Annotated in this window: 23 protein-coding genes; 18 read left to right on the top strand and 5 right to left on the bottom strand. The window is 62.0% G+C overall.

From position 1 onward, the window contains the following. The first annotated feature begins 99 nt into the window (after positions 1-99). From ftsY to rpoH, 4 genes are all read left to right on the top strand, one after another. Positions 100-1,731, top strand: coding sequence for a signal recognition particle-docking protein FtsY (ftsY, locus tag QDT79_RS05315; RefSeq protein ID WP_308316264.1), 1,632 nt, complete (start codon positions 100-102; stop codon positions 1,729-1,731). 5 nt (positions 1,732-1,736) lie between these two features. Next, positions 1,737-2,408 (top strand): cell division ATP-binding protein FtsE, encoded by a 672-nt coding sequence (ftsE, locus tag QDT79_RS05320; RefSeq protein ID WP_004934337.1) that lies wholly within the window; start codon positions 1,737-1,739, stop codon positions 2,406-2,408. Next, positions 2,398-3,351, top strand: a complete 954-nt coding sequence (gene ftsX / locus QDT79_RS05325) for a permease-like cell division protein FtsX (protein ID WP_033636680.1) — start codon at positions 2,398-2,400, stop codon at positions 3,349-3,351. Before ftsE ends, ftsX begins: the two co-directional genes overlap by 11 nt. A gap of 317 nt (positions 3,352-3,668) precedes the next feature. Next, on the top strand, positions 3,669-4,526 hold the full coding sequence (gene rpoH, locus QDT79_RS05330; protein WP_004934345.1) for an RNA polymerase sigma factor RpoH: 858 nt from the start codon (positions 3,669-3,671) through the stop codon (positions 4,524-4,526). A gap of 63 nt (positions 4,527-4,589) precedes the next feature. Here rpoH and QDT79_RS05335 read toward each other — a convergent pair whose 3' ends face one another. The 3 genes from QDT79_RS05335 to panM are packed head-to-tail and all read right to left on the bottom strand — an operon-like array spanning position 4,590 to position 8,261. Continuing rightward, entirely contained in the window at positions 4,590-6,611 is a 2,022-nt protein-coding gene (locus QDT79_RS05335) for a hypothetical protein (RefSeq protein WP_373275486.1), read from the bottom strand. A gap of 43 nt (positions 6,612-6,654) precedes the next feature. Beyond that, complete coding sequence (locus QDT79_RS05340) at positions 6,655-7,872, bottom strand: DUF3142 domain-containing protein (RefSeq protein WP_308316266.1); 1,218 nt, start codon at positions 7,870-7,872, stop codon at positions 6,655-6,657. Then, positions 7,869-8,261: an aspartate 1-decarboxylase autocleavage activator PanM gene (gene panM, locus QDT79_RS05345; protein WP_063989056.1), complete on the bottom strand. Its 393-nt coding sequence runs from the start codon at positions 8,259-8,261 to the stop codon at positions 7,869-7,871. Before panM ends, QDT79_RS05340 begins: the two co-directional genes overlap by 4 nt. Before the next feature lie 405 nt (positions 8,262-8,666). On the opposite strand from panM, the gene QDT79_RS05350 reads away from it, so the two are divergent. The 12 genes from QDT79_RS05350 (at position 8,667) to QDT79_RS05405 (ending at position 21,077) form a co-directional block, all read left to right on the top strand. Further along, a complete protein-coding gene (locus tag QDT79_RS05350; RefSeq protein WP_063989055.1) occupies positions 8,667-9,782 on the top strand; it encodes a branched-chain amino acid ABC transporter substrate-binding protein in 1,116 nt (371 codons plus the stop codon). A 117-nt stretch (positions 9,783-9,899) separates the two neighbouring features. Next, positions 9,900-10,826, top strand: coding sequence for a high-affinity branched-chain amino acid ABC transporter permease LivH (livH, locus tag QDT79_RS05355; RefSeq protein ID WP_015376290.1), 927 nt, complete (start codon positions 9,900-9,902; stop codon positions 10,824-10,826). Next, the gene (locus QDT79_RS05360; RefSeq protein WP_025304903.1) at positions 10,823-12,106 is read left to right on the top strand and encodes a high-affinity branched-chain amino acid ABC transporter permease LivM; all 1,284 of its coding nucleotides are present in this window, start codon (positions 10,823-10,825) and stop codon (positions 12,104-12,106) included. Before livH ends, QDT79_RS05360 begins: the two co-directional genes overlap by 4 nt. Continuing rightward, the gene (gene livG, locus QDT79_RS05365) at positions 12,103-12,873 is read left to right on the top strand and encodes a high-affinity branched-chain amino acid ABC transporter ATP-binding protein LivG (RefSeq protein ID WP_063989054.1); all 771 of its coding nucleotides are present in this window, start codon (positions 12,103-12,105) and stop codon (positions 12,871-12,873) included. The genes QDT79_RS05360 and livG overlap by 4 nt, the downstream gene beginning before the upstream one ends. A gap of 1 nt (position 12,874) precedes the next feature. After that, positions 12,875-13,576: a high-affinity branched-chain amino acid ABC transporter ATP-binding protein LivF gene (livF, locus tag QDT79_RS05370; RefSeq protein ID WP_063989053.1), complete on the top strand. Its 702-nt coding sequence runs from the start codon at positions 12,875-12,877 to the stop codon at positions 13,574-13,576. A gap of 44 nt (positions 13,577-13,620) precedes the next feature. Next, positions 13,621-14,808, top strand: coding sequence for an aminotransferase-like domain-containing protein (locus tag QDT79_RS05375; RefSeq protein WP_149559677.1), 1,188 nt, complete (start codon positions 13,621-13,623; stop codon positions 14,806-14,808). Between the two features lie 311 nt (positions 14,809-15,119). Continuing rightward, the gene (gene ugpB / locus QDT79_RS05380; RefSeq protein WP_107227484.1) at positions 15,120-16,439 is read left to right on the top strand and encodes a sn-glycerol-3-phosphate ABC transporter substrate-binding protein UgpB; all 1,320 of its coding nucleotides are present in this window, start codon (positions 15,120-15,122) and stop codon (positions 16,437-16,439) included. 78 nt (positions 16,440-16,517) lie between these two features. Next, positions 16,518-17,405: a sn-glycerol-3-phosphate ABC transporter permease UgpA gene (ugpA, locus tag QDT79_RS05385; RefSeq protein ID WP_015376293.1), complete on the top strand. Its 888-nt coding sequence runs from the start codon at positions 16,518-16,520 to the stop codon at positions 17,403-17,405. Continuing rightward, positions 17,402-18,247: a sn-glycerol-3-phosphate ABC transporter permease UgpE gene (gene ugpE, locus QDT79_RS05390; RefSeq protein WP_019455301.1), complete on the top strand. Its 846-nt coding sequence runs from the start codon at positions 17,402-17,404 to the stop codon at positions 18,245-18,247. The genes ugpA and ugpE overlap by 4 nt, the downstream gene beginning before the upstream one ends. Before the next feature lie 5 nt (positions 18,248-18,252). Then, positions 18,253-19,323, top strand: coding sequence for a sn-glycerol-3-phosphate import ATP-binding protein UgpC (locus QDT79_RS05395; RefSeq protein WP_079450405.1), 1,071 nt, complete (start codon positions 18,253-18,255; stop codon positions 19,321-19,323). Then, the gene (gene ugpQ, locus QDT79_RS05400) at positions 19,323-20,060 is read left to right on the top strand and encodes a glycerophosphodiester phosphodiesterase (RefSeq protein WP_063989049.1); all 738 of its coding nucleotides are present in this window, start codon (positions 19,323-19,325) and stop codon (positions 20,058-20,060) included. Before QDT79_RS05395 ends, ugpQ begins: the two co-directional genes overlap by 1 nt. A 60-nt stretch (positions 20,061-20,120) precedes the next feature. Next, positions 20,121-21,077, top strand: a complete 957-nt coding sequence (locus QDT79_RS05405; protein ID WP_308316267.1) for an AEC family transporter — start codon at positions 20,121-20,123, stop codon at positions 21,075-21,077. Here the strand turns inward: QDT79_RS05405 and QDT79_RS05410 are convergent. Then, positions 21,052-21,387 (bottom strand): hypothetical protein, encoded by a 336-nt coding sequence (locus tag QDT79_RS05410; RefSeq protein WP_308316268.1) that lies wholly within the window; start codon positions 21,385-21,387, stop codon positions 21,052-21,054. The genes QDT79_RS05405 and QDT79_RS05410 overlap by 26 nt on opposite strands. Before the next feature lie 151 nt (positions 21,388-21,538). Between QDT79_RS05410 and QDT79_RS05415 the strand changes: the two genes are divergently transcribed. Further along, positions 21,539-22,399, top strand: a complete 861-nt coding sequence (locus tag QDT79_RS05415) for a carboxylate/amino acid/amine transporter (RefSeq protein ID WP_025304913.1) — start codon at positions 21,539-21,541, stop codon at positions 22,397-22,399. Between the two features lie 36 nt (positions 22,400-22,435). Here the strand turns inward: QDT79_RS05415 and metR are convergent, their stop codons facing one another. Beyond that, positions 22,436-23,380, bottom strand: coding sequence for an HTH-type transcriptional regulator MetR (gene metR / locus QDT79_RS05420; protein WP_063989046.1), 945 nt, complete (start codon positions 23,378-23,380; stop codon positions 22,436-22,438). A 90-nt stretch (positions 23,381-23,470) separates the two neighbouring features. On the opposite strand from metR, the gene metE reads away from it, so the two are divergent. Next, positions 23,471-25,759, top strand: a complete 2,289-nt coding sequence (gene metE / locus QDT79_RS05425) for a 5-methyltetrahydropteroyltriglutamate--homocysteine S-methyltransferase (RefSeq protein WP_165384366.1) — start codon at positions 23,471-23,473, stop codon at positions 25,757-25,759. The last annotated feature ends 14 nt before the right edge of the window (positions 25,760-25,773 follow it).

Consider the following 25,773-nt stretch of genomic DNA (forward strand, 5'->3'; position numbering starts at 1 on the left):
CTGCGCGAGGGAAAGTGATAGACTCGGCGGATTATTGTCAGCATATATCCTTCAGGTATGTAGGGTAAGCGAGCCTTCGGTACGGAGTAGAGTCATAACATGGCAAAAGATAAGAAACGTGGGTTTTTCTCCTGGCTGGGCTTTGGCCAGAAGGAAAAGGAAGAAGAGCAACAGCAACCTGAGCAGCCGGTAGAGCAGGCGGAGCCTCAGGCTGCGGAGACGCCGGCTGAACCGGCCGCCGCCAAGCTGGATGACAAGCTCCCCGCCCAGGAATCTGAACCTGCCGCCTCCGTCGACACCCCGGGAGAGTGGGATAACGGTCAGGCCGGCGAACCCATCGCGGAAAACCTGCCGGCGGCGGCTGAACATCCGGCGGCGCCGCACGCGTTGGCCGAAGAGATCGTCAGCGTCACCGAGCAGGTGGTGGCGCAACAGCAGCCGGTCGTCGAACCCGAGCCGGTTGCCGAACCCGAGCCGGTCGTTGAGCCTGAGCCGGTCGTCGAACCCGAGCCGGTTGTCGAACCCGAGCCGGTCGTTGAGCCCGAGCCGGTTGTCGAACCCGAGTCGGTCGTTGAACCCGAGCCGGTCGTTGAGCCCGAGCCGGTTGTCGAACCCGAGTCGGTCGTTGAACCCGAGCCGGTCGTTGAACCTGAGCCGGTTGTCGAATCTGAGCCGGTCGTTGAGCCAGAGCCAGTTGTTGAGCCAGAGCCGGTCGTTGAACCTGAGCCGGTTGTCGAACCGGAACCGGAAGAAGAAAAGCCGCTTGAACCTGTAGCGCCGGCCGCTGCGCAAGAGCAGGAGCGCCCGACCAAAGAGGGCTTCTTTGCTCGCCTGAAACGCAGCCTGCTGAAGACCAAGCAAAACCTTGGCTCCGGCTTTATGGGGCTGTTCCGCGGTAAAAAGATCGACGACGACCTGTTCGACGAGTTGGAAGAACAGCTGCTGATCGCCGATGTCGGCGTGGATACCACGCGCAAGATCATCACCTCCCTGACCCAGCACGCCAGCCGCAAGCAGCTGAAAGACGCCGAAGCGCTGTACGGCAAGCTGAAGGAGGAAATGTCCGAAATTCTGGCCAAGGTCGATCAGCCGCTGGATGTCAGCGGGAAAACCCCGTATGTCATCCTGATGGTCGGCGTGAACGGCGTGGGTAAAACCACCACCATCGGTAAGCTGGCGCGTCAGTTCCAGGCGGAAGGCAAGTCGGTGATGCTGGCGGCGGGGGATACTTTCCGCGCCGCGGCGGTGGAGCAGCTGCAGGTGTGGGGCGAACGTAACCGCATCCCGGTGGTGGCGCAGCATACCGGCGCGGATTCCGCATCGGTGATCTTCGATGCGGTGCAGGCCGCCAAGGCGCGCGGCGTCGACGTGTTGATCGCCGATACCGCCGGACGTCTGCAGAACAAATCGCACCTGATGGAAGAGCTGAAGAAGATCGTCCGCGTCATGAAAAAACTGGACGACCAGGCCCCCCATGAGGTTATGCTGACGCTCGATGCCAGCACCGGCCAGAATGCGGTCAGTCAGGCGAAATTATTTAATGAGGCCGTGGGCTTAACCGGCATCACGCTGACTAAACTGGACGGTACCGCCAAGGGCGGGGTGATCTTCGCCATCGCCGATCAGTTCGGTATCCCGATTCGCTATATCGGCGTCGGGGAAGGCATCGAAGATTTGCGGCCGTTTAAGGCTGACGATTTTATTGAGGCACTTTTTGCCCGAGAGGATTAATACGGATGATTCGCTTTGAACAGGTCAGTAAAGCTTATCTGGGCGGACGGCAAGCGCTGCAGGGGGTCGATTTCCATCTGCGCCCGGCGGAGATGGCGTTTCTGACCGGCCATTCCGGCGCGGGGAAAAGTACCCTGCTGAAACTGATTTGCGGTATAGAACGGCCCAGCGCCGGCCACATCTGGTTTGGCGGCCACGACATCAGTCGTTTGAAAAACCGCGAGGTGCCGTTCCTGCGTCGGCAGATCGGCATGATCTTCCAGGATCACCACCTGCTGCTGGATCGCACGGTGTATGACAACGTGGCGATGCCGCTGATCATCGCCGGTGCCAGTACCGAAGACATCCGCCGCCGCGTTTCCGCCGCGCTGGACAAGGTCGGTTTGCTGGATAAAGCGAAGAACTTCCCGATTCAGCTGTCCGGCGGCGAGCAGCAGCGCGTGGGCATTGCCCGTGCGGTGGTGAACAAGCCGGCGGTGCTGCTGGCGGATGAACCGACCGGTAACCTGGACGACGCGCTGTCGGAAGGCATTTTGCGCCTGTTTGAAGAATTCAACCGCGTCGGCGTCACTGTATTAATGGCGACGCACGACACCGGGCTTATCGCCCGTCGCAATTACCGCATCCTGACGCTGAGCCAGGGCCGCATGCAAGGGGGCGCTCACCATGGCCAATAACGCAAAAACCGCCAAGAGCAAGGCGCTGCGCGGCGGCTGGCGCGAACAGTGGCGTTACGCCTGGATGAACGCCATCAAAGACATGCTGCGCCAGCCGTTGGCGACGCTGTTGACGGTGATGGTGATCGCCATCTCCCTGACGCTGCCGAGCGTGTGCTACATCGTGTGGAAAAACGTCAGCACCGCGGCCAGCCAGTGGTATCCGACGCCGCAGCTGACGGTCTACCTGGATAAATCGCTCGATGACGACGCGGCGCTGAAAGTGCTCGACGCCATCAAGGCGGAAGCCGGCGTGGAGAAGGTGAATTACCTGTCGCGTGAAGAAGCGCGCGGGGAGTTCCGCAACTGGTCGGGCTTTGGTGGCGCGTTGGACATGCTGGAAGAGAACCCGCTGCCGGCGGTGGCCATCGTCACGCCGAAGATGAGCTTCCAGAGTTCGGATACCCTCAACACCCTGCGCGATCGCGTGGCGGCGGTGCAGGGCGTGGAAGAAGTGCGTATGGATGACAGCTGGTTTGCCCGCCTGGCGGCACTGACCGGGCTGGCGGGCCAGATCGCGGCGATCATCGGCGTGCTGATGATCGTGGCGGTGTTCCTGGTGATCGGCAACAGTGTGCGTCTGAGCATCTTCAGCCGTCGCGACACCATTAACGTGATGAAGCTGATCGGTGCCACCGACGGCTTTATTCTGCGGCCGTTCCTCAACGGCGGGGCGATGCTGGGCTTTGCCGGCGCGCTGCTGTCGCTGGTGCTGTCCGGTGCGCTGGTGTGGCAGCTGGAGTCGGTAGTCGCCGGGGTAGCCAAGGTATTCGGCACCACCTTCACCCTGCACGGGCTGGGCTGGGATGAGGCGCTGCTGCTGCTGATCATCTCCGCGATGATCGGCTGGATCGCCGCCTGGCTGGCGACGGTGCAACATTTACGCCGATTTACACCACAGTAAGATTTTTTTGGTATACTCTTCTCCTGCTGCTTTTGATCGCGTTGCGGGAGAAGAGTGACCTCAAGCGAAGTCAGCACCATCCCTCTCTTCTTAGCGCACAAATTCCCTATCGGCCTGCACCCTCGTCACGTATTGTCAGCAACAATGCTTGCGAAAAAGGGTGAACTTTTAGGGCGGAGTACGGTCAAAAATTGCAGCAAATGTTAAGGTGCCCGGCGTGTGGAACCGCTTTTGCTTCAGCAACTGCCGTAGAATCAATCATTTCCCCGCTGTAATAATCACCTGCATGATTTTGTATTCTCATAGAGAGGGTTTGAATGACCAAAGAAATGCAAACTTTAGCCTTAGTACCCCAAGGTAGCTTGGAAGCCTATATCCGGGCAGCCAACGCCTATCCGATGCTGACGGCAGAGGAAGAGCGGGAGCTGGCTGAACGGCTGCATTATCAGGGCGATCTGGATGCCGCTAAGCAGCTCATCCTGTCTCACCTGCGCTTTGTCGCTCATATTGCCCGCAACTATTCAGGCTATGGTCTGCCACAGGCGGACCTGATTCAGGAAGGCAATATCGGCCTGATGAAAGCCGTTCGCCGCTTCAACCCTGAAGTCGGCGTGCGTCTGGTTTCCTTTGCGGTGCATTGGATTAAGGCGGAAATCCACGAGTACGTATTGCGCAACTGGCGCATCGTGAAAGTGGCGACCACCAAAGCGCAGCGTAAGCTGTTCTTTAACCTGCGCAAAACCAAACAGCGTTTGGGCTGGTTCAACCAGGACGAAGTGGAGCTGGTGGCCCGCGAGCTGGGCGTAACCAGCAAAGACGTGCGCGAGATGGAATCTCGCATGGCGGCGCAGGACATGACGTTCGATCCGACTCCGGACGACGAGGCTCGCGATGGCCAGTCGATGGCGCCGGTGCTGTACCTGCAGGACAAGAGCTCGGACTTCGCCGAAGGCATCGAGGAAGATAACTGGGAAAGCAACGCCGCAGACAAACTGGCCTATGCGCTGGAAGGTCTGGACGAGCGCAGCCAGCATATCATCCGCGCCCGTTGGCTGGACGACGACAACAAGTCGACGCTGCAGGAGTTGGCCGATCAGTACGGCGTTTCCGCTGAGCGCGTGCGCCAGCTGGAAAAGAATGCCATGAAGAAATTGAAAATGGCGATCGAAGCCTGAGTCGATGCGATATTCGAAAAAAAAGCCCGGCTTGCCGGGCTTTTTCATGCCTGAAATTCGGCGTTATGGCACCACGGCGGCGAAGTCCGGCGCCGGGCAGTCGTAGCCGAATTTCGCCGCCCACGGGTAGCGGGTGCCGGTGTTGATGTAGCGCTGATAAAGCGCCCGGCCGGTCTTGGCGTCGCGCTTGATAACCCAACTGGCGGCGTTACACAGCACGGCGGCGTAGGCCTGGCTTTTCGGCGGCAGCAGATCGGCCGCCTGTTGCGCCAACCCCACCGCCTGCCAACGATAGTGCAGGAAACGGTTGTCCTGCGCCGGCAGCGCCGCCTTGGCGCGCGCCGCTTCTGCGCTGTCGATCCAGCTTTTATGCTTCAACTCGCGAGTATCGAACGCATCCCCCAGATAGGAATAGCCGGCGCCATAGATGGCGTAGTCCGGTGTCATCTCATAGCCGGTAAACTCCAGCCCCTGGGCGCGCAGCAGGTTGGCGGCGCGATAGTAAGCCTGCGCGCGCGTCAGCGGCGCGGCGGATTTATCCTGGGCGGCCTTCAACTCATCGGCGTACTGCTGCGCCGCTTGCCGGTAGTTGGGGATATCGAAATAGGCTTGCGCTTCCACGGCCCGCCCAGCGCGCATCAGCCGTCGCGCCAGCAGTTCGCGCAGCTGCACTTCCGGCGTGATTTGCTGGCCGTCACCGTAGTCGTCCGGGTTAACCGGTTTGAGCGGCGTCGTCGGCGCCGGGGCGTGCTTATCGACAAAGCCTTTCAACTCATCGACGGTCAGCACCCGCTCTGCCACATCGGCCACGTCGGCCCAGTAGATCGCCTTGCCGCGATACAGCAGGTCCATCGCCTGCAGATAATCGCCGCGGTTCAGCGCCAGGATGGCCTGTTCACCGGCCACCCGGCACTCGGGGACGATGGTTTCCGCGACAAAGTCGGCGTTGCGCTGTTCGCCCCAGCTTTCGTCGGCGGGGAACGCGCTTGCCGCCTTGGCGTAGGCGGCGGTGGCGGCTTTCACGTCACCCTCGCGCAGCGCCATTTTGGCGCGCAGCCACCATGCCAGGCCGCTGTCGCCGGCGTTTTTCAGCAGGCTTGCCGCCATCGGGTACTGCCCGGAACGGTAGGCCAATGCCGCCAGCCGATCGCTGCCGGCGAAGCCGCTTTTCACCGTGCCGTCCAGCAGCGTCAGGATCTGGCTGATGATCTGTGCGGAGCGGCCGTTGCCGTCGGTATCCGCCATTTGCAGGTTGCCGCTGCGGGCGAACAGTTCAATGGTCACCAGCTGTTGGATTAAGGGATCGCCGATAACCTGCTTCAGCGTTTCAAGATGGTCGGGATTGACCAGGAAGCTGGAGACGTACTGCAGCGACTGCCCGCCGCTCGGATCGCCCTGCGCCGCCTGTTGCGCGTACAGGTGGGCGGCGGGGGCGACGTCACCCAGCCACAGATGGATGCGCGCCTGCTGCCCGAGGCTGCTCAGCGCCAGCTGATCGGGATCGGCGGCGCCGCTTTTCACCCGATCGATCACCTGCTGGAACGCCGCCAGCGCCTGTTCAAGTTCGGCTTTAGGCGGATGCTCGGCGGCGGGAGCCGCTTCACCCGATTCATTCACCGGCGTACCGTGGTCAGCCATCAATACCCGCCCAAGCGAATACTGCGCCCGCAGCCCCCAGTCACCCTGCTCGGCGGCCGGGAGCTTCAGCACCTGCTGGAAATAGTCTGTGGCGCGCGGATCGTGGCTGGCGAAAGCGACGGCGCCCAGTTGATAGAGACGCGCGGCGTTGGACAATCCCTGCGTATTGACGGCGTCAGCTTCTTCCACCGTTTTGGCGGCGCGCATTTTACCGATCGCCACCGTTTCCGGCGATTGCGGCATCGGTTTCGGCGGCATCGGCGGCGGCGGGGCTTGCCAGTGCGGCAACTGTTTATCCGTCGGCACCAGCCGGCCGGCTTCGAAGGCGAAATTGCCCTCCGGCATATACAGCAGAGTACCGTTGCGGTCGATCAGCAGCCGGTTAGGGAAATCCGGGCCGCAGGCATAGCCGTTCAGCGGCAGCGTCAGCGCGGCACCGATCAGCATGGCCAGCGGAAGAAGGCGGCGGGTGTTCCGTGCCGCGCGCGAATCAAGGTGTGACAAGGGTGCCTCCTGGCGTCAGTTGTTGGCAGCGCAGCCAGCCCAGCGGCCGGGATTGCCCGGCGCGCAGTTGGTCGCCGCTGATGCGGATAAAGCGTTGCCGTTGCGGTGCGGATTCCAGCCGGTAGTTGCCGACCGCGTCCGCGGCCAGGCAATCGTCGGCGCGGATGACCACCTCTTGCGGCAGCGGGGCGTCCACCGGCCCGTTGTTATGAATTATCAGATCATACAGCCCGTTTTGCTGTGGCTGAGGCCTAAATTTTACCTGCCAGTCGACGTTCAGCGGCTGCCGTTCGATCACCGCTCGCAGCGTGGCGAGCGACCAGGCGCGTCGATCGTCCGTCAGCGGCAAGCGGAACCAGATAATGCCGCGCAGTCGGGGCGGCGTTTGCTGCGCCAGCGTCTGCAGAAAATCGGCGATCTGCTGCGGTGCGACCGCCAGCTCGCGGCCGTTGCCCGCCACGCGCAGCGAGGATTCGCTCTCCACCTGCGCACCCTGCGCATCAAACCCCAGCAGCGCCATGCCATAGGCCGGCAGCGCGATGCGAAAGGGCTTCGGTGTGACGGCGGCGTACTGCCGCACCCAGCGCAGCGCCAAGGGGCCGTCAAACAGCCCCTGCTGCGGCGAGAGCACGGCATGCACCTGCAGGACGGAGCTGTCGGCCTGTTGCAGTACGCCGGGCAGGTCGGGTGAGCCGATCCAGGCCGGCAGGGCGGTGATGCCGAGTTGCAAAGTGGCGGGCAGCCGTTGGCGTAGCTGCTGCAGAAAGCGTTGGTAGCTCGGCAGGCGGGCGGTGGCGGCGTCATGATCGATCTCGACGCCGGTGACGGGCAGCCCGGCCGCCTGCCAGCGCTGGGTGAGCGCCAGCAGCCGCTGGATAATGGCTTCTTGGTCCAGCTGCGGCAGTTGGCCGTCGAGGCGGGCCACCAGCCAGAGCGGGCGGCCGTCCTGCCTCAGCAAGCTGAGATCGGCCGGGATCTCCCGCCAGCCCTCGCGCGGATGCACCTGCAGCGCCAGCACGCGCAGCCCACCGAACAGATCGCGGCTGTGCGCCAGCGCATCGGCGTGCTGCGGCGTCCAGACCCGCTGCCAGACATAAACCTGCTGATCCCAGCCTGCGGCCAGGCGCAGCGCCTGCTGGCGCCCGAGGAGCGCGGCCGCCAGCCCCAGCGCAATCAAGATCAGCGCTGCCAGCCGGCGTTTCATTTTTGCCAGAGATCGCCCTGCGGTGCGAAGCCGCAGGCGCGCATGAAGTTATCGACTTCCCCACGTTCGCGCGGTGCCAGGCCTGCGGTCGACAGCTGCCAGTGGGCGACCTGCGGCAGCTGACGCTGCGCATCCTGCACCAGATAAAGACCGACGCCGCGGCGGCGCGTCACTTCGCGTACCAGCAGGTCCTGCAGCTCGGCGCGGTCGTCCTGCAGCGCGATTTTCACCGCCCCCAGCAGCCGCTCGTTGAAGCGGGCGGCGAACAGCGCCTTGTCGTCGCTCAGCCAGCGCTGCCACTGTTCCGGCTGCTGGTGCGGCCAAATTTTACCGAGGTCGATAAGGTCTTGCGGGGACAGCGCGGTCAGGCGCTCGATGGTCAGTTTCATGCAGAATTTCCGCGCAGCTAAATGATGCCGACAGTGTAATAGATCTTGTGCAGAGCGTTGTGTAAGTTTTTCTGTACGATTACTGTGCAATATGTTTTTTGCACGGGGCATTTTCCGAGTAAATAGTTAGTAAACGGATTGTTAACCAGCACAACGCACTACGCCTCAAGGTAAAGAGCGCAGATTTAATTCGAATTTTATCCTGTTTACACCGCTTGTTTCTGCCGGATGAAGTTGATTTGCAGAAGAAAATTCCTGTTTAATGGCATGAAAAATAAAGTCTTATTAGAAAATAATGCCGACAAAACGCCTAAATCATTATTACTTATAACAAAAGCAGTCAATAACGATCGGGCGCAGGCAAACACAACAGGTACGTTCACAACGACAGATGGGGATTTGCGGATGAAATTAACAACAGGTAAGGCACTGCTGGCGGGTTGTATTGCGATGGCCATGAGCCAGACGGCCATGGCGAAAGACATCAAGGTGGCTATCGTCGGGGCGATGTCCGGCCCGGTCGCGCAGTATGGCGACATGGAGTTTACCGGCGCGCGCCAGGCGATTGCCGACATCAACGCCAAGGGCGGCATCAAGGGCGACAAGCTGGTCGGCGTGGAATACGACGACGCCTGCGACCCGAAACAGGCGGTTGCGGTCGCCAACAAGGTGATCAACGACGGCATTCGCTACGTGATCGGCCACCTGTGCTCCTCGTCCACCCAGCCGGCGTCCGATATCTATGAAGACGAAGGCGTGATCATGATTACCCCGGCGGCCACCAACGCCGATCTGACCACCCGCGGCTACAAGATGATCATGCGCACCACCGGCCTGGACTCGGATCAGGGCCCGACCGCCGCCAAATATATCCTCAGCGACATCAAGCCGAAGCGCATCGCCGTGGTGCACGACAAGCAGCAATACGGCGAAGGCCTGGCGCGCTCGGTGCGCGACAGCCTGAAAAAACAGGGCACCGAAGTGGCGATGTTCGAAGGCATCACCGCCGGCGACAAAGACTTCTCCACCCTGGTGGCGCGCCTGAAGAAAGAAAATATCGACTTCGTGTACTTCGGCGGTTACTACCCGGAAATGGGCCAGATCCTGCGTCAGGCCAAGCAGGCCGGGTTGACCACCCGCTTCATGGGGCCGGAAGGCGTGGGCAACTCCTCGCTGTCCAACATCGCCGGAGCCGCTTCGGAAGGCATGCTGGTGACGTTGCCGAAACGCTACGATCAGGTGCCTGCCAACCAGCCGATCGTCGATGCGTTGAAAGCCAAGAAGCTGGATCCGACCGGCCCGTTCGTCTGGACTACCTATGCCGCGCTGCAGTCGCTGACCACCGGCATGGCGCGCAGCGGCAGCCAGGAACCGGCGGACATCGTCAAGGATCTGAAAACCGGCAAGCCGGTGGAGACCGTGATGGGGCCGCTGAGCTGGGATGACAAGGGCGATCTGAAAGGCTTCGAGTTCGGCGTGTTCGAGTGGCATGCCAACGGCACGTCCACACCGATCAAATAAGCCATAATGATTAGGGTGGGGCGCGGCTCGCTGCGCCCGGCGGGTCGGCTTGCCGGCCCCGTCTCCCTTTACCCGTCGGTTCTCCGCCGGCGGGTTTCGCAGCCAAGGGTTCAGAGTATGTCAGAGCAACTCCTCTATTTTCTGCAGCAGATGTTCAACGGCTTAACGTTGGGCAGTACCTATGCATTGATCGCCATCGGTTACACCATGGTTTACGGCATCATCGGCATGATCAACTTCGCCCATGGCGAGGTGTATATGATCGGCAGCTATGTCTCCTTTATCGTGATCGCCGCCCTGATGATGCTCGGCATCGACGTCGGCTGGTTGCTGATCGGCGCCGCGTTCCTGGTCTCGATCGTCATCGCCAGCGCCTACGGCTGGAGCATCGAGCGGGTGGCCTACAAGCCGGTGCGCAACTCCAAGCGCCTGATTGCGCTGATCTCGGCCATCGGCATGTCGATATTCCTGCAAAACTACGTCAGCCTGACGCAGGGCTCACGCGATCTGGCGCTGCCCAGCCTGGTGACCGGCCAGTGGGTGCTGGGGGAAAGCAACGGCTTCGCCGCCACCATCAGCACCATGCAGCTGACCATCTGGCTTGTAACCTTCCTGGCGATGCTGGCGCTGACGCTGTTTATCCGCTATTCGCGCATGGGGCGCGCCTGCCGCGCCTGTGCGGAAGACCTGAAGATGGCCAGCCTGCTGGGCATCAACACTGACCGGGTGATCTCGCTGACCTTCGTCATCGGGGCAGTGATGGCGGCGGTGGCCGGAGTGTTGCTCGGCCAGTTCTACGGCGTCATCAACCCTTACATCGGGTTTATGGCCGGCATGAAAGCCTTCACCGCGGCGGTTCTGGGCGGCATCGGCAGCATTCCCGGCGCGATGATCGGTGGCCTGGTGCTGGGCGTGGCGGAAGCGCTGACCTCCGCCTACCTGAGCACCGAATACAAAGACGTGGTGTCGTTCGCGTTGCTGATCGTGGTGCTGCTGATCATGCCGACCGGCATCCTCGGGCGTCCGGAGGTTGAGAAAGTATGAAACTCAATCTGCTCAATGCGCTCATCGCCACGGCGGTGCTGTTCGTGATGGCGTCGTTCCTGATGGGCATGCAGCTCAGCCTGGATGGCACCAAGCTGGTGGTGCACGGCGCGGCGGAAGTGCGCTGGATGTGGATCGGCATCGGCTGCGTCATCGTCTTTTTCTTCCAGCTGTTGCGCCCACTGCTGCAGCAGGGATTGAAAAAAGTCTCCGGCCCGGCGTTCGTGTTGCCGAGCTTCGACGGCACTACGCCGCGGCAAAAGCTGCTGGCGGCTCTGCTCATCGTCGCGGCGGTCGCCTGGCCGTTCCTGGTGTCGCGCGGCACGGTGGATATCGCCACCCTGACGCTGATCTACGTGATGCTGGGCCTCGGCCTCAACGTGGTGGTGGGTTTGTCCGGTCTGCTGGTGCTCGGCTACGGCGGTTTCTACGCCATCGGCGCCTACACCTACGCGCTACTGAATCACTACTACGGCCTCGGCTTCTGGGAGAGCCTGCCGCTGGCGGGCATCGTCACCGCCGCCTTCGGCTTCCTGCTTGGTTTCCCGGTGCTGCGGCTGCGCGGCGATTATCTGGCGATCGTGACGCTCGGCTTCGGTGAGATCGTGCGTATCCTGCTGCTGAACAATACCGAGATCACCGGCGGGCCGAACGGCATCAGCCAGATCCCGAAACCGACCTTCTTCGGCCTGGAGTTTAACCGCAGCTTGCGCGACGGCGGCTGGGATACCTTCCATAACTTCTTCGGCCTGAAATACGATCCGAGCGATCGCATCGTGTTCCTGTACCTGGTGGCGCTGCTGTTGGTGGTGCTGACGTTGTTCGTCATCAACCGCCTGCTGCGCATGCCGCTGGGGCGCGCGTGGGAAGCGCTGCGCGAAGACGAGATCGCCTGTCGCTCGCTGGGCCTCAGCCCGACGCGCATCAAGCTGACCGCCTTTACCATCAGCGCCGCTTTCGCCGGGTTTGCCGGTACGCTGTTCGCTGCGCGCCAGGGGTTCGTCAGCCCGGAATCCTTCACCTTCGTCGAGTCGGCCTTCGTGTTGGCGATCGTCGTACTGGGGGGCATGGGCTCGCAGTTCGCGGTCATTCTGGCGGCGATCCTGCTGGTGGTGTCGCGCGAGCTGATGCGCGACCTGAATGAATACAGCATGTTGCTGCTGGGTGCGCTGATGGTGTTGATGATGATTTGGCGGCCGCAGGGACTGTTGCCGATGAAACGGCCGCAGCTGAAGCTGCAGGCGGCGGACATTCACGCGGGCAAGGGGGAGCAGGCATGAGCGTTCAACCTTTACTGCAGGTGGAAGGCCTGTCGATGCGCTTTGGCGGGCTGCTGGCGGTCAACAACGTGGCGTTGACGCTGAACGAGGGCGAAATCGTGTCGCTGATCGGCCCCAACGGCGCCGGTAAGACCACGGTGTTCAACTGCCTGACCGGTTTTTACCGCCCGACCGGCGGCACCATCAAATTGCGCGATCGCCACCTGGAAGGGTTGGCGGGGCAGGCCATCGCCCGCATGGGCGTGGTGCGCACCTTCCAGCACGTGCGGCTGTTCCGTGAAATGACGGTGATTGAGAACCTGCTGGTGGCGCAGCATCAGCACCTGAAAAGCGGCGTGTTCGCCGGGCTGTTGAAAACCCCGGCTTTCCGCCGCGCCGAAGCCGAGGCGCTGGCGCGAGCAGCGGAGTGGCTGGAGCGCGTCGGCCTGCTGGAGATGGCCAACCGTTCGGCGGGCAACCTGGCCTATGGGCAGCAGCGGCGGCTGGAGATCGCCCGCTGCATGGTGACCCGGCCGGAGCTGCTGATGCTGGATGAACCGGCTGCCGGCCTCAACCCGAAAGAGACCGACGAGCTGGACCACCTGATCGCCGAGCTGCGCGATCGGCATAAGGTATCGGTGCTGCTGATCGAGCACGACATGAAGCTGGTGATGGGCATCTCCGACCGCATTTACGTGGTGAATCAGGGCACGCCGCTGGCGCAGGGCACACCGGCGGAGATCCGCAACAACCCGGACGTGATCCGGGCTTATTTGGGCGAAGAATAATATGTTGTCATTCAATCAGGTATCCGCCCATTACGGCAAAATTCAGGCGCTGCATCAGGTCAGTTTAACGATCAAGCAGGGTGAAATCGTGACGTTAATCGGCGCCAACGGCGCCGGTAAAACCACGCTGCTCGGCACCCTGTGCGGCGAGCCCCGCGCCAGCGAAGGCAGCATCGTCTTTCAGGACCAGGACATCACCCAGTGGCAAACCTCGCGCATCATGCGCGAAGCGGTGGCGATCGTGCCGGAAGGGCGGCGCGTCTTCTCGCGCATGACGGTAGAAGAAAACCTGGCGATGGGCGGCTTCTTTGCCGATCGCCAGCAGTATCAACAGCGTATCGAACGGGTGTTCACTCTGTTCCCGCGCCTGCTGGAGCGCCGAAGCCAGCGCGCCGGCACCATGTCCGGCGGCGAACAGCAGATGTTGGCCATCGGCCGCGCGCTGATGAGCCAGCCGAAGCTGCTGCTGCTCGACGAGCCCTCGCTCGGGCTGGCGCCCATCATCATCCAGCAGATCTTCGACATCATTCAGCAGCTGCGGGAAGAGGGCATGACCATCTTCCTGGTGGAGCAAAACGCCAATCAGGCGCTGAAATTGGCGGACCGCGGTTATGTGCTGGAAAACGGCCGCGTGGTGTTGGAAGATACGGGGGCTGCATTGTTAGCCAACGAAGCAGTGAGGTCGGCGTATCTGGGCGGTTAATCCGCCCCCCTACGAATTAAAATAATCAGGTACGAGAAGAAGAAATGAAGACAGAAGGGTTACTCGCGCAGCGCATCGTTAACGTAAAAAGTTCGGCCATCCGTGAATTGCTTAAGCACAGCAAGATGGAACACGTCATTTCGCTGGCGGGCGGCATCCCCTCTGATGCGCTGTTCGATTTCGAAGGATTGAGCATTGCCACTCAGCAGGCGATCACCGAACAGCCGAAAAGCGCGTTCCAGTATGGCCTGACCGAAGGCAGCCCACTGCTGCGTGAGCGCATTTGCGCGCTGTGCGCCGAGCGCGGCGTCACCGCTGGCGCGGAAGAGGTGATGGTCACCGCCGGCTCGCAGCAGGCCCTGGATTTGGTGATGCGCGCCATCGTCAATCCCGGCGACGTGTTCGTGGTGGAGCGCCCGACCTACCTGGCGGCGCTGCAAACGCTGGAACTGGCGGAGGCCCACATCATGTCGGTCTCGTCCGACAGCGACGGCATGGTGGTGGAAGAGCTGGCCGAGCTGCTGAAAACCCAACGCATCAAGGGCGTGTACGTGGTGCCGAACTTCGGCAACCCCAGCGGCATCACCCTGAGCGCCGCGCGCCGCGAACTGCTGGTGAAGCTGGCCGCCGAACATAACTTCCTGATCATCGAAGACGATCCTTACGGCGAGCTGCGTTTCACCGAAGAGCGCCACCCGACGCTGCATCAGGTGTCGCAGCAGGTGCTGGGCAACACCGACCACATCATCTATACCTCGACCTTCTCCAAGATCCTGGCGCCGGGACTGCGGTTGGGCTGGGCGATCCTGCCGCCGTTCCTGCTGCATAAAGTGGCGATCATCAAGCAGGCGGCGGATCTGCACGCCAGCGCGCTGTCGCAGAGCATCGTCGAATGCTACCTTGGCCTGGATCGCCTGCCGGCGCAGATCGACAAGATCCGCGCCGCCTACAAGCAAAAGGGCGAGATCCTGGCCGGTTTGGTGGAGCAGGAGTTGGGCGACTACATCACCTTCGATAAGCCGAAGGGCGGCATGTTCCTGTGGGCGCGTTTCCGCCAGCCGTTCAACGCCACCGAATGGCTGAACACGACCTTGCAGCAGGGTGTGGTGTTCGTGCCAGGGGAATACTTCTTCTCCGACAACCCGGATCGTTCGACCTTCCGCCTGTCGTTCGCCACCGCCACCGAACAGCAGATGCAGGAAGCGGTGGCGCGCCTGCGCCGTTCGCTGTAATCCTCGCGGCGGCGGAGCCCATGCCCGCCGCCGACATCAAACCGCCATCTTCACTTCACCTTGCCGTCATGTGGCTGTCATATAACGGTTATTTTTCTGTCATCCGCGCATGGCATGTTATCCCCCGTCATCTTTCGAGCCGCAGCGTTGTTGGCTGCCCGGCTGCCCCCCTGTCACTTAGTTAGCTAAGCTCCAGGGTGCCAGCAGGTTGCCGCCTGGCTGCAACTCGAAAGCTATAGGGGGCACTCCCTCATCAAGAATTGATTCTTTTCGCTCACGCGCTTTTACACCCGCTTTTTCAGGAGTTAGGCATGCTCACCTACGCTATTCGCAAAACCACGCTGTGCGTCGCGTTGACCTTGGCGGTCAGCACTCAGGCGCTGGCGGCGACCGAGATCCCGTTCTGGCATTCGATGGAAGGCGAACTGGGTAAGGAAGTGGATTCCCTGGCGGATCGCTTCAACCAATCGCACAGCGACGTCAAGATTGTGCCGGTTTATAAAGGCAACTACGAACAGAGCCTGGCGGCGGGCATCGCCGCTTACCGCTCCGGCAAGGCGCCGGCGATCCTGCAGGTGTACGAGGTGGGCACCGCCACCATGATGGCCAGCAAGGCCATCAAACCGGTCTACGAAGTGTTTAAAGAGGCCGGCATCAACTTCGACGAGTCGGTGTTCGTGCCGACGGTAGCCGGCTATTACACCGACAACAAGAGCGGCCATCTGCTGTCGCAGCCGTTCAACAGCTCCACGCCGGTGCTGTACTACAACAAAGATGCCTTCAAGAAGGCCGGCCTGAACCCGGACCAGCCGCCGAAAACCTGGCAGGAGCTGGCGGCGGATACCGCCAAGCTGCGTGAGGCCGGCATGAAGTGCGGCTACGCCAGCGGCTGGCAGGGCTGGATCCAACTGGAGAACTTCAGCGCCTGGCACGGCGTGCCGTTCGCCAGCGAAAACAACGGTTTCGGCGGCACCAACGCCAAGCTGGAGTTCAACCAGCCGCTGCAGGTCAAGCATATCGAACTGCTGGAGGCGATGAACAAGAAGGGCGATTTCACCTACTTCGGCCGCAAAGACGAATCCACCGAGAAGTTTTATAACGGCGACTGCGCCATCACCACCGCGTCATCCGGTTCGCTAGCGGACATCAAGCACTACGCCAAATTTAACTACGGCGTCGGCATGATGCCGTACGACGCCGACGCGAAAAACGCGCCGCAGAACGCCATCATCGGCGGGGCCAGCCTGTGGGTGATGAATGGCAAAGATGCCGCCACCTACAAGGGCGTGGCCGAGTTCCTGCAGTACCTGGCGCAGCCGGAAATCGCCGCCGAATGGCACCAGAAGACCGGCTATCTGCCGATCACCACCGCGGCTTACGATCTGACCAAGCAGCAGGGTTTCTACGACAAAAACCCGGGGGCCGACGTCGCTACTCGCCAGATGCTGAACAAGCCGCCGTTGCCGTTCACCAAGGGCCTGCGCCTGGGCAACATGCCGCAGATCCGCAGCGTGGTGGATGAAGAGCTGGAAGGCGTGTGGACCGGCAAGAAAACGCCTCAGCAGGCGTTGGACGCCGCCGTGCAGCGCGGTGACGTGCTGCTGCGCCGCTTCGAAGCATCGACCAAGTAACCCTGCGTCGCGAGCCCGGCAGACCGGGCTCGCGTCTTCACGCCGATTCTTCCTTCCCCGATCAATGGTTTAACTGCTATGTCATCTTCCCGTCCCGGTTTCGGCTGCAGCTGGTTGCCCTATGCGTTGGTGCTGCCACAGCTGCTGATTACCGCCGTCTTCTTTTTATGGCCCGCCGGCGAGGCGCTGTGGTATTCGGTGCAGAGCCTCGATCCGTTCGGCCTGTCCAGCCAGTTTGTCGGGCTGGATAATTTTAAACAGCTGTTCCAGGATCCTTACTACCTTGACTCGTTCTACACCACGCTGATCTTCAGCTTCCTGGTGGCGGGCATCGGGCTGGCGGTGTCGCTGTTCTTCGCCGCGCTGGTGGACTACGTACTGCGCGGCAGCCGCCTCTACCGCACGCTGATGATCCTGCCCTATGCGGTAGCGCCGGCGGTGGCGGCGGTGCTGTGGATCTTTCTGTTCAACCCCGGCCTGGGGTTGATCACCCATTTCCTCAACGGGCTGGGCTATAACTGGAACCATGCGCAAAACAGCGGCCAGGCGATGTTCCTGGTGGTGCTGGCCTCGGTATGGCAGCAGATAAGCTATAACTTCCTGTTTTTCCTCGCGGCGCTGCAGTCGATCCCGCGCTCGCTGGTGGAGGCGGCGGCCATCGACGGCGCCGGCCCGGTGCGGCGTTTCTTCCATCTGGTGCTGCCGCTGATCGCGCCGGTGAGCTTCTTCCTGCTGGTGGTCAATCTGGTGTACGCCTTCTTCGATACCTTCCCGGTGATCGACGCCGCCACCGGCGGCGGGCCGGTGCAGTCCACCACCACGTTGATCTACAAGATCTACCGCGAAGGCTTCGCCGGATTGGATCTCTCCAGCTCTGCCGCGCAGTCGGTGATCCTGATGCTGCTGGTGATCGGCCTGACGGTGATCCAGTTCCGCTTTGTTGAACGTAAGGTGCGCTATCAATGATTGAGAATCGACGCGGGCTGGATATCTTCAGCCATGTGATGCTGATTATCGGCGTGCTGGTGGTGCTGTTCCCGCTGTACGTGGCCTTTGTCGCCGCCACGCTGGACGACAAGCAGGTGTTCCAGGTGCCGATGACGCTGGTGCCCGGCGGCCACCTGTGGGAGAACATCCGCAATATCTGGCAGGGCGGCGTGGGCAACCTCAAGGTGCCGTTCTCGCTGCTGCTGCTGAACAGCGTGATCATGGCGCTGGCGATCACCTTCGGCAAAATCGCGGTGTCGGTCCTGTCGGCTTACGCCATCGTGTACTTCCGCTTTCCGCTGCGCAGCCTGTTCTTCTGGCTGATTTTCCTCACCCTGATGCTGCCGGTGGAGGTGCGTATTTTCCCGACGGTGGAGGTGATTTCCAACCTCAACCTGCTGGACAGCTACACCGGCCTGACGCTGCCGCTGATGGCCTCGGCCACCGCCACTTTCCTGCTGCGTCAGTTCTTCATGACGCTGCCGGATGAGCTGCTGGAGGCGGCGCGCATCGACGGCGCCGGGCCGATGCGTTTCTTCTGGGACATCGTGCTGCCGCTGTCGAAAACCAATCTGGCGGCGCTGTTCGTCATCACCTTTATCTACGGCTGGAACCAATACCTGTGGCCGATCCTGATCACCAGCGACGCCTCGATGGGCACCGCGGTGGCGGGCATCAAGAGCATGATCTCCACTTCCGGCGCGCCGACCCAGTGGAACCAGGTGATGGCGGCGATGATTCTGACTTTATTGCCACCGCTGGCGGTGGTGCTTCTGATGCAGCGCTGGTTTGTGCGCGGTCTGGTTGATAGCGAGAAATAACGACGATGGCAGGATTAAAACTACAGGCGGTCACCAAGTCTTACGACGGTAAAACGCCGGTGATCAAACAGATCGACCTCGATGTGGCGGACGGCGAATTCATCGTGATGGTCGGCCCGTCCGGCTGCGGCAAATCCACGCTGCTGCGTATGGTGGCCGGGCTGGAACGCACCACCAGCGGCGATATCTATATCGATACCCGGCGCGTGACCGATCTGGAGCCCAAGGATCGCGGCATCGCGATGGTGTTCCAGAACTACGCGCTCTATCCGCACATGAGCGTGTACGACAACATGGCCTATGGCCTCAAGATCCGCGGTTTCGGCAAGGATCATATCCGCCAGCGTGTGGAGGAGGCGGCGCGCATCCTGGAGCTGGAGCCGCTGCTCAAACGCAAACCGCGCGAGCTTTCCGGCGGCCAGCGCCAGCGCGTGGCGATGGGGCGCGCCATCGTGCGCGAACCGGCGGTATTCCTGTTCGATGAGCCGCTGTCCAACCTGGACGCCAAGCTGCGGGTGCAGATGCGCCTGGAGCTGCAACAGCTGCACCGCCGTCTGAAAACCACCAGCCTGTACGTGACCCACGATCAGGTGGAGGCGATGACGCTGGCGCAGCGGGTGATCGTAATGAACAAGGGCGTGGCGGAGCAGATCGGCACCCCGAGCGAAGTGTACCAACGGCCGGCTTCGCTGTTTGTCGCCGGCTTTATCGGATCACCGGCGATGAACCTGCTGCCCGGCACCCTCAGCGCCGACGGCGGCCAGCTGCTGCTGGCGGACGGCATGGCGCTGCCGTTGCCGGCGGCCAAACCGCAGTGGGCGGGGCGGCCGTTGACGCTGGGCATTCGGCCGGAGCATATTCAACTGGTGGCGCAAGGCCAGGGCGTGCCGCTGCAGCTGCAGACGCTGGAACTGCTGGGGGCCGACAATCTGGCGCACGGCCAGTGGGGCGGCCACGGGGTGATCGCGCGGCTGTCGCATGAAACCTTGCCGGCGGCGGGCAGTACGCTATATTTGCAGCTGCCTGCTCAGGCGCTGCACTTCTTTGACACCCATAGCGGATTACGGATGGATTGATGACTAGACCCTGGCCTTACCCTCATATCGTTGCCCACCGCGGCGGCGGTTCTCTGGCGCCGGAAAACACCCTGGCGGCGATCGACGTCGGCGCGCGCCACGGCCACAAGATGATCGAGTTCGATGCCAAGCTGGCGCAGGACGGGCAAATTTTCCTGCTGCACGACGACACCCTGGATCGCACCAGCAACGGTTGGGGCGTGGCGGGCGAGCTGCCGTGGGACAAACTGGTGCAGCTGGACGCCGGCAACTGGTACAGCTCGGCCTTCAAGGGCGAGCGGTTGCCGCTGCTGTCGGAAGTGGCGGAACGCTGCCAGGAACGCGGCCTGATGGCCAATATCGAGATCAAGCCGACCACCGGCAGCGACGATGAAACCGGCCGGGTGGTGGCGCTGGCGGCGCGGTTGCTGTGGCAAGGGCAGACCGATCCGCTGCTTTCCTCCTTCTCGGTAGAAGCGCTGGCGGCGGCGCAACGCACCGTGCCGGACTTGCCGCGCGGCCTGCTGCTGGAGGCCTGGGACGACAACTGGCGCGAGCTGACCGAACGCCTGGACTGCGTCTCGCTGCATATTGACCACAAAGCGCTGACTGCCGAGCGGGTGAAAGCGTTGAAAGACGCCGGGCTGCGCATTCTGGTGTATACCGTCAACCAACCGGATCGCGCGCGCCTGCTGCTCGACTGGGGCGTTGACTGCATTTGCACCGACCGGATAGATTTGATCGGCCCGGATTTTTAATCCGGCGCCGATGAACCCCGCGACGACAAGCCTTGCCGCCGCACCACCGGAAGGAATGCGATGCCTGGCTTTATCCTGTCACTGTGGCACCAGATCGTGCTGTCTTTACCGCTGTTTGTTCTGATTGCGTTGGGTTATGGGCTGATTCGCTGGGGGAAATGGCCTGCCGGCATCACCGATGGCCTGACGCGCTTCGTGTTTTCTCTCGCCTTGCCCGCCATGCTGTTTCGCATGATGTGCGACTTCTCGCAGCGCCCGACGGTCGATGCCCGGCTGCTGATCGCGTTCTTCGGCAGTTGCCTGATCGTGTTTGTGCTTGGCCGTCTCGTCGCCCGGCATCTCTTCCGGCTGGATGGCGTCGCCGGATCGGTGTTTGCGCTGGGCGGTATTTTCTCCAATAACGTGATGCTCGGCTTGCCTATCGCCAGCGTGATGCTGGGGGAGGCGGCGATCCCGTCGGTGGCGCTGGTGCTGGTGTTCAACGGCCTGATCCTGTGGACGCTGGTGACGGTGTCGATCGAATGGGCGCGCAACGGTTCGCCGACGCTGAGCGGTTTCGCTAAAACCGCGCGTAGCGTGCTGACCAATCCGCTGATCGTCGGTATCCTGTCCGGCACCTTGTTCAGCCTGACCGGCCTGCCGCTGCCGGCCTTCGTCGATCGGCCGGTCAGCATGCTCGGCCAGGTGGCGGCGCCGCTGTCGCTGGTGGTGCTGGGCATGGGGCTTGCCGAGTACCGCATCAGCGAAGGCTGGCAGCTGAGCAGCGTCATCTGCGTGCTGAAACTGCTGGTGCAACCGCTAGTGATTTGGCTGCTGGCCTGGATGATGGATTTGCCACCGATGGAAACCCGGGTTGTGGTGCTGCTGGGGTCGATGGCGGTGGGGGTGAACGTCTACCTGATGTCGCGCCAGTTCAATACGCTCACCGGCCCGGCCGCCACCAGCCTGGTGATGTCCACCGTGCTGGCGGCGATCACCACGCCGCTGATCCTCACCGTGATGGGCGTGCGGGCGTAGCCGGCATCGGCGCCTGCGGCACCGCCGGCGCGGTGCGATTGAACGGATCGCGCGGCTGATTGCCGTTAGGCAGCAGTTGTCCGCCGTTCGGCGTGGTTTGCATCAGCTGTTGCCGCTGATTGTCGAGCTGCCGCTGTTGCTGCAGGCGGCGTTGGTCCATTTGCCGATTGTTCAACAGGCGCTGTTGCTGGGTCTGCTGGCTGTTTTGGTTGAGTAACTGCTGCTGTGAACGCAGATCGGTCACGCCGTTGGCCGCCGCAGCCAGGCCGGGCAGCCACAGCAGGACGAACAGGATATGAGAAGTTTTCATGATGGTTACCTCGCCTTTTTATTAAGCCTAACCCAGTGGTGAAATTTTGCCGGTAGTTTATCTTTTGTTCGGATGTAAACCGCCTTTCATCCCCTTATGCGCCCATCTTCCGTTACAATCGCCCTTTCGGTCTTTTTAGGGTGAACCCATCGTGCTGCTTTTGGTTATAACCACCATCCTGTGGGCATTTTCTTTCAGCCTGATTGGCGAGTACCTGGCGGGCCATGTCGACAGCGGGTTCTCGGCGCTGGTGCGCATCGGGCTGGCGGCGCTGGTGTTTCTGCCGTTTCTGCGTTGGCGCAACATCAAACTCAAGGTGATCCTGCTGTATATGCTGGTGGGCGCCTTCCAGCTGGGCATCATGTACCTGTTCAGCTTCCGCGCCTATCTGTACCTGACGGTGCCGGAATTCCTGCTGTTCACCGTGCTGACGCCGCTGTATATCACGCTGATCTACGACTTGCTGAGCGGCCGGCGCCTGCGTTGGGGCTACGTCTTCAGCGCGTTGCTGGCGGTGCTGGGCGCGGCGATTATCCGCTATCACCAGTTGAGCGAACACTTCTGGTGGGGGCTGCTGTTGGTGCAGGCGGCGAATATCAGCTTCGCCATCGGTATGGTCGGCTATAAGCGCCTGATGGAAGTGCACCCCTTGCCGCAGCACACCGCCTTTTCCTGGTTCTACCTGGGGGCGGCGGTGGTGGCAGTGGTGGCCTGGTTCCTGTGGGGCAATCCGCAGCAGCTGCCGACCACCAATCTGCAGTGGGGCGTGTTGATCTGGCTGGGCGTGGTGGCGTCGGGGCTGGGCTACTTCATGTGGAACTATGGCGCGACGCAGGTCGATGCCGGCACGCTCGGCATCATGAACAATATGCATGTGCCGGCCGGTTTGTTGGTCAACCTGGCCATCTGGCAGCAGCAGCCGCATTGGCCGAGCTTTATCATCGGGGGGGCGGTGATAGTCGCTTCGCTGTGGGTGCACCGCCGCTGGGTGGCGCCGAAACAGCTCGGCTAAGCGGGCGGGGCACCCCGGCCTGGGGCGCCCGAACGTTTATACGCCGGCCGCCAACGCTTTGGCGCCGGTCGTGCCGGGGCGTGCCGCGTCGCGCACAAACGGCAGATGATCGCAGGCGTGCTGGCGGGCCGAGCGGATAAAGGCTTCGGTCACCGCCTGGCGCTGTTCGCCATCGCGCACGGCGGCGTACAGGCGGCTCCACAGGCCGTCACCCAGAGTTTTGGTCACCACCAGCCCCTGCCGTTCGAAACTCTCCACCACCCAGTGCGGCAGCGCCGCAATCCCCATCCGCGCCGATACCATCTGGATCAGCAGCAGCGTGTTATCGACGTTCTTCAACGCTGGGCTGACGCCCGCCGGCTGCAGAAAATGCCGCCAGATATCCAGCCGTTGGCGCTGCACCGGGTAAATCAACAGCGTTTCGTCACTCAAGTCTTCCGGCTCGATGTGCGGCTTACCGGCCAGCGGATGATCCGGCGCCAGCACCAGGCGCACTTCGAAATCGAACATCGGCGAGTAGTGTAGGCCGCTGCGCGGCAGAATATCCGACGTCATCACCAGATCCAGTTCGCCCTGTTGCAAGGCCGGCTGCGGATCGAAAGTGACGCCGGAAGTGAAATCCATCACCACCTGCGGGAAACGCTGACGGAAGTTGTCCAGCGCCGGCGTCAGCCACTGAATGCAGCTGTGGCATTCGATGGCGATGCGCAGCGTGGTCTGGTGCGGCTCGTGGCAGGCCTGCAGCGCCTGTTGGATCTGCGGCAGTACCTGCTCCGCCAACTGCAGCAGGATCTCGCCCTGGGCGGTGAAGCGCAGGGGCTGGCTCTTGCGTACGAACAGCTTGAAGCCCAGACGTTGCTCAAGATCGCTGAACTGGTGCGACAGGGCAGACTGCGTCTGATGAAGTTGGGCCGCCGCCCCCGCCAGCGAACCGCTGTTGCGCAGTGCCTGCAGCGTCCGTAAATGTTTCAGTTCGATCATGAGAGTCCTTCACATTGACAGTGAATAAATTGCGCTTGTGGTTAATACAGTACCTGCTGATTATGGATGTGTAAACATCTGGACGGCTAAATGGGGAATATGACGATGGCAATTTTGAATCACACACTGGGTTTTCCTCGCGTTGGGCTACGACGTGAGTTGAAAAAAGCTCAGGAAAGCTACTGGGCCGGCAACTCAACGCAGGAAGAGCTGTTGGCGGTTGGCCGCGAGCTGCGCGCTCGTCATTGGCAACAGCAACAGCAGGCCGGGGTGGATTTGGTGCCGGTCGGCGATTTCGCCTGGTACGATCATGTGTTGACTACCAGCCTGCTGCTGGGCAACGTGCCGGCGCGCCATCAGAATGCGGATGGCTCGATCGATCTGGACACGCTGTTTCGCATCGGCCGTGGCCGAGCACCGACCGGCGAGCCGGCGGCCGCGGCGGAAATGACCAAATGGTTTAACACCAACTACCACTACATGGTGCCCGAATTCCAGCAAGGCCAGCAGTTCAAGCTGGGCTGGACTCAGCTGCTGGACGAAGTGGACGAAGCGCTGGCGCTCGGCCATCGCATCAAGCCGGTGCTGCTGGGCCCGCTGACCTATCTGTGGCTGGGTAAGGTGAAGGGCGAGCCGTTCGACCGTCTGTCGCTGCTGAAAGATATCCTGCCGGTTTACCAACAGGTGCTGGCCGAGCTGGCGAAACGCGGTGTCGAGTGGGTGCAAATTGATGAACCTGCGCTGGTGCTGGAGCTGCCGCAAGCCTGGCTGGATGCGTTCAAACCGGCTTACGACGCGCTGCAGGGGCAGGTGAAGCTGCTGCTGACCACGTATTTCGACAGCGTCGGCCACAACCTCGACACCATTCGCACGCTGCCGGTGCAGGGGCTGCACGTCGATCTGGTCGCCGGCCATGACGATATTGCCGCGCTGAGTGCCGCATTGCCGAACGACTGGCTGCTGTCGCTGGGGGTGATCAACGGCCGCAACGTCTGGCGCGCCGATCTGAGCCGCTGGTTCGAACGTCTGCAGCCGCTGGTGGGCACCCGCCCGCTGTGGATCGGCACCTCCTGTTCACTGCTGCACAGCCCGATCGACCTGAGCGTGGAAAGCCGTCTGGACGAAGAAGTGAAAAGCTGGTTCGCCTTCGCGCTGCAAAAATGCGCCGAGCTGGCACTGCTGACTGCGGCGCTGAACGCGCCTGACGGGGCCAAGCAGGCCGAACTGGACGCCTACAGTGCGCCGATTCGCGCCCGCCGTCAGTCGAGCCGCGTGCATAACCCACAGGTTGAGCGCCGCCTGGCCGCGATCACCGCGCAGGACAGCGAACGCCATAGCGCTTACGCCGAACGTGCCAGGGCGCAGCGCGAGCGTTTCAACCTGCCGGCCTGGCCGACCACCACCATCGGTTCGTTCCCGCAGACCACCGAGATCCGCGGCCTGCGTCTGGACTTCAAACAGGGCCGTTTGGACGGCAACAACTACCGCACCAGCATCGGTGAGCACATCAAACAGGCGATCGTCGAGCAGGAGCGCCTCGGGCTGGACGTGCTGGTGCACGGTGAAGCCGAGCGCAACGACATGGTGGAGTATTTCGGCGAGAACCTCGACGGCTTCGTGTTTACCCAAAACGGTTGGGTGCAGAGCTACGGCTCCCGCTGCGTGAAGCCGCCGGTCATCATCGGTGACGTCAGCCGCCCGGAAGCCATCACCGTCGAATGGGCCAAATTCGCCCAGTCGCTGACCGACAAGCCGGTGAAAGGCATGTTGACCGGGCCGGTGACCATCCTGTGCTGGTCGTTCCCGCGTGAAGACGTGACCCGCGAAGTGATTGCCAAGCAGATTGCGCTGGCGCTGCGCGACGAAGTAGAGGATTTGGAAAAAGCCGGCATCGGCATCATCCAGATCGACGAACCCGCCCTGCGCGAAGGGCTGCCGCTGCGTCAATCCGACTGGGCCGCTTACCTGAAGTGGGCGGTGGACGCCTTCAAACTGAACGCCGCCGTGGCGCGGGACGACACCCAGATCCACACCCACATGTGTTACTGCGAGTTCAACGACATCATGGACTCCATCGCCGCGCTGGACGCCGACGTGATCACCATCGAGACCTCGCGTTCCGATATGGATCTGCTGGAAGCCTTCAAGGAGTTCGAATACCCGAACGAAATCGGGCCGGGCGTCTACGATATCCACTCGCCGAACGTGCCGAGCGTGGAATGGATTGAAGCGCTGCTGCGTAAAGCGGCGCAGAACATCCCGGCGGAACGCCTGTGGGTTAACCCGGATTGCGGCCTGAAAACCCGCGGCTGGCCAGAAACCCGGCAGTCGCTGGCCAACATGGTATTGGCGGCACAGCGCCTGCGCGAGCACGCGTGATGCCGTGCGGCGGA

The sequence above is a fragment of the Serratia marcescens genome, assembly GCF_029846115.1.
GTDB classification, from domain to species: Bacteria; Pseudomonadota; Gammaproteobacteria; order Enterobacterales; family Enterobacteriaceae; genus Serratia; species Serratia marcescens_L.

What these genes read in the sequence shown, in the direction of transcription:
- ftsY (WP_308316264.1), top strand. Translation starts at nt 100, where the DNA reads ATGGCAAAAGATAAGAAACGTGGGTTTTTCTCCTGGCTGGGCTTTGGC.
- ftsE (WP_004934337.1), top strand. Translation starts at nt 1,737, where the DNA reads ATGATTCGCTTTGAACAGGTCAGTAAAGCTTATCTGGGCGGACGGCAA.
- ftsX (WP_033636680.1), top strand. Translation starts at nt 2,398, where the DNA reads ATGGCCAATAACGCAAAAACCGCCAAGAGCAAGGCGCTGCGCGGCGGC.
- rpoH (WP_004934345.1), top strand. Translation starts at nt 3,669, where the DNA reads ATGACCAAAGAAATGCAAACTTTAGCCTTAGTACCCCAAGGTAGCTTG.
- QDT79_RS05335 (WP_373275486.1), bottom strand. Translation starts at nt 6,611, where the DNA reads ATGCTGATCGGTGCCGCGCTGACGCTGCCGCTGAACGGCTATGCCTGC.
- QDT79_RS05340 (WP_308316266.1), bottom strand. Translation starts at nt 7,872, where the DNA reads ATGAAACGCCGGCTGGCAGCGCTGATCTTGATTGCGCTGGGGCTGGCG.
- panM (WP_063989056.1), bottom strand. Translation starts at nt 8,261, where the DNA reads ATGAAACTGACCATCGAGCGCCTGACCGCGCTGTCCCCGCAAGACCTT.
- QDT79_RS05350 (WP_063989055.1), top strand. Translation starts at nt 8,667, where the DNA reads ATGAAATTAACAACAGGTAAGGCACTGCTGGCGGGTTGTATTGCGATG.
- livH (WP_015376290.1), top strand. Translation starts at nt 9,900, where the DNA reads ATGTCAGAGCAACTCCTCTATTTTCTGCAGCAGATGTTCAACGGCTTA.
- QDT79_RS05360 (WP_025304903.1), top strand. Translation starts at nt 10,823, where the DNA reads ATGAAACTCAATCTGCTCAATGCGCTCATCGCCACGGCGGTGCTGTTC.
- livG (WP_063989054.1), top strand. Translation starts at nt 12,103, where the DNA reads ATGAGCGTTCAACCTTTACTGCAGGTGGAAGGCCTGTCGATGCGCTTT.
- livF (WP_063989053.1), top strand. Translation starts at nt 12,875, where the DNA reads ATGTTGTCATTCAATCAGGTATCCGCCCATTACGGCAAAATTCAGGCG.
- QDT79_RS05375 (WP_149559677.1), top strand. Translation starts at nt 13,621, where the DNA reads ATGAAGACAGAAGGGTTACTCGCGCAGCGCATCGTTAACGTAAAAAGT.
- ugpB (WP_107227484.1), top strand. Translation starts at nt 15,120, where the DNA reads ATGCTCACCTACGCTATTCGCAAAACCACGCTGTGCGTCGCGTTGACC.
- ugpA (WP_015376293.1), top strand. Translation starts at nt 16,518, where the DNA reads ATGTCATCTTCCCGTCCCGGTTTCGGCTGCAGCTGGTTGCCCTATGCG.
- ugpE (WP_019455301.1), top strand. Translation starts at nt 17,402, where the DNA reads ATGATTGAGAATCGACGCGGGCTGGATATCTTCAGCCATGTGATGCTG.
- QDT79_RS05395 (WP_079450405.1), top strand. Translation starts at nt 18,253, where the DNA reads ATGGCAGGATTAAAACTACAGGCGGTCACCAAGTCTTACGACGGTAAA.
- ugpQ (WP_063989049.1), top strand. Translation starts at nt 19,323, where the DNA reads ATGACTAGACCCTGGCCTTACCCTCATATCGTTGCCCACCGCGGCGGC.
- QDT79_RS05405 (WP_308316267.1), top strand. Translation starts at nt 20,121, where the DNA reads ATGCCTGGCTTTATCCTGTCACTGTGGCACCAGATCGTGCTGTCTTTA.
- QDT79_RS05410 (WP_308316268.1), bottom strand. Translation starts at nt 21,387, where the DNA reads ATGAAAACTTCTCATATCCTGTTCGTCCTGCTGTGGCTGCCCGGCCTG.
- metR (WP_063989046.1), bottom strand. Translation starts at nt 23,380, where the DNA reads ATGATCGAACTGAAACATTTACGGACGCTGCAGGCACTGCGCAACAGC.
- metE (WP_165384366.1), top strand. Translation starts at nt 23,471, where the DNA reads ATGGGGAATATGACGATGGCAATTTTGAATCACACACTGGGTTTTCCT.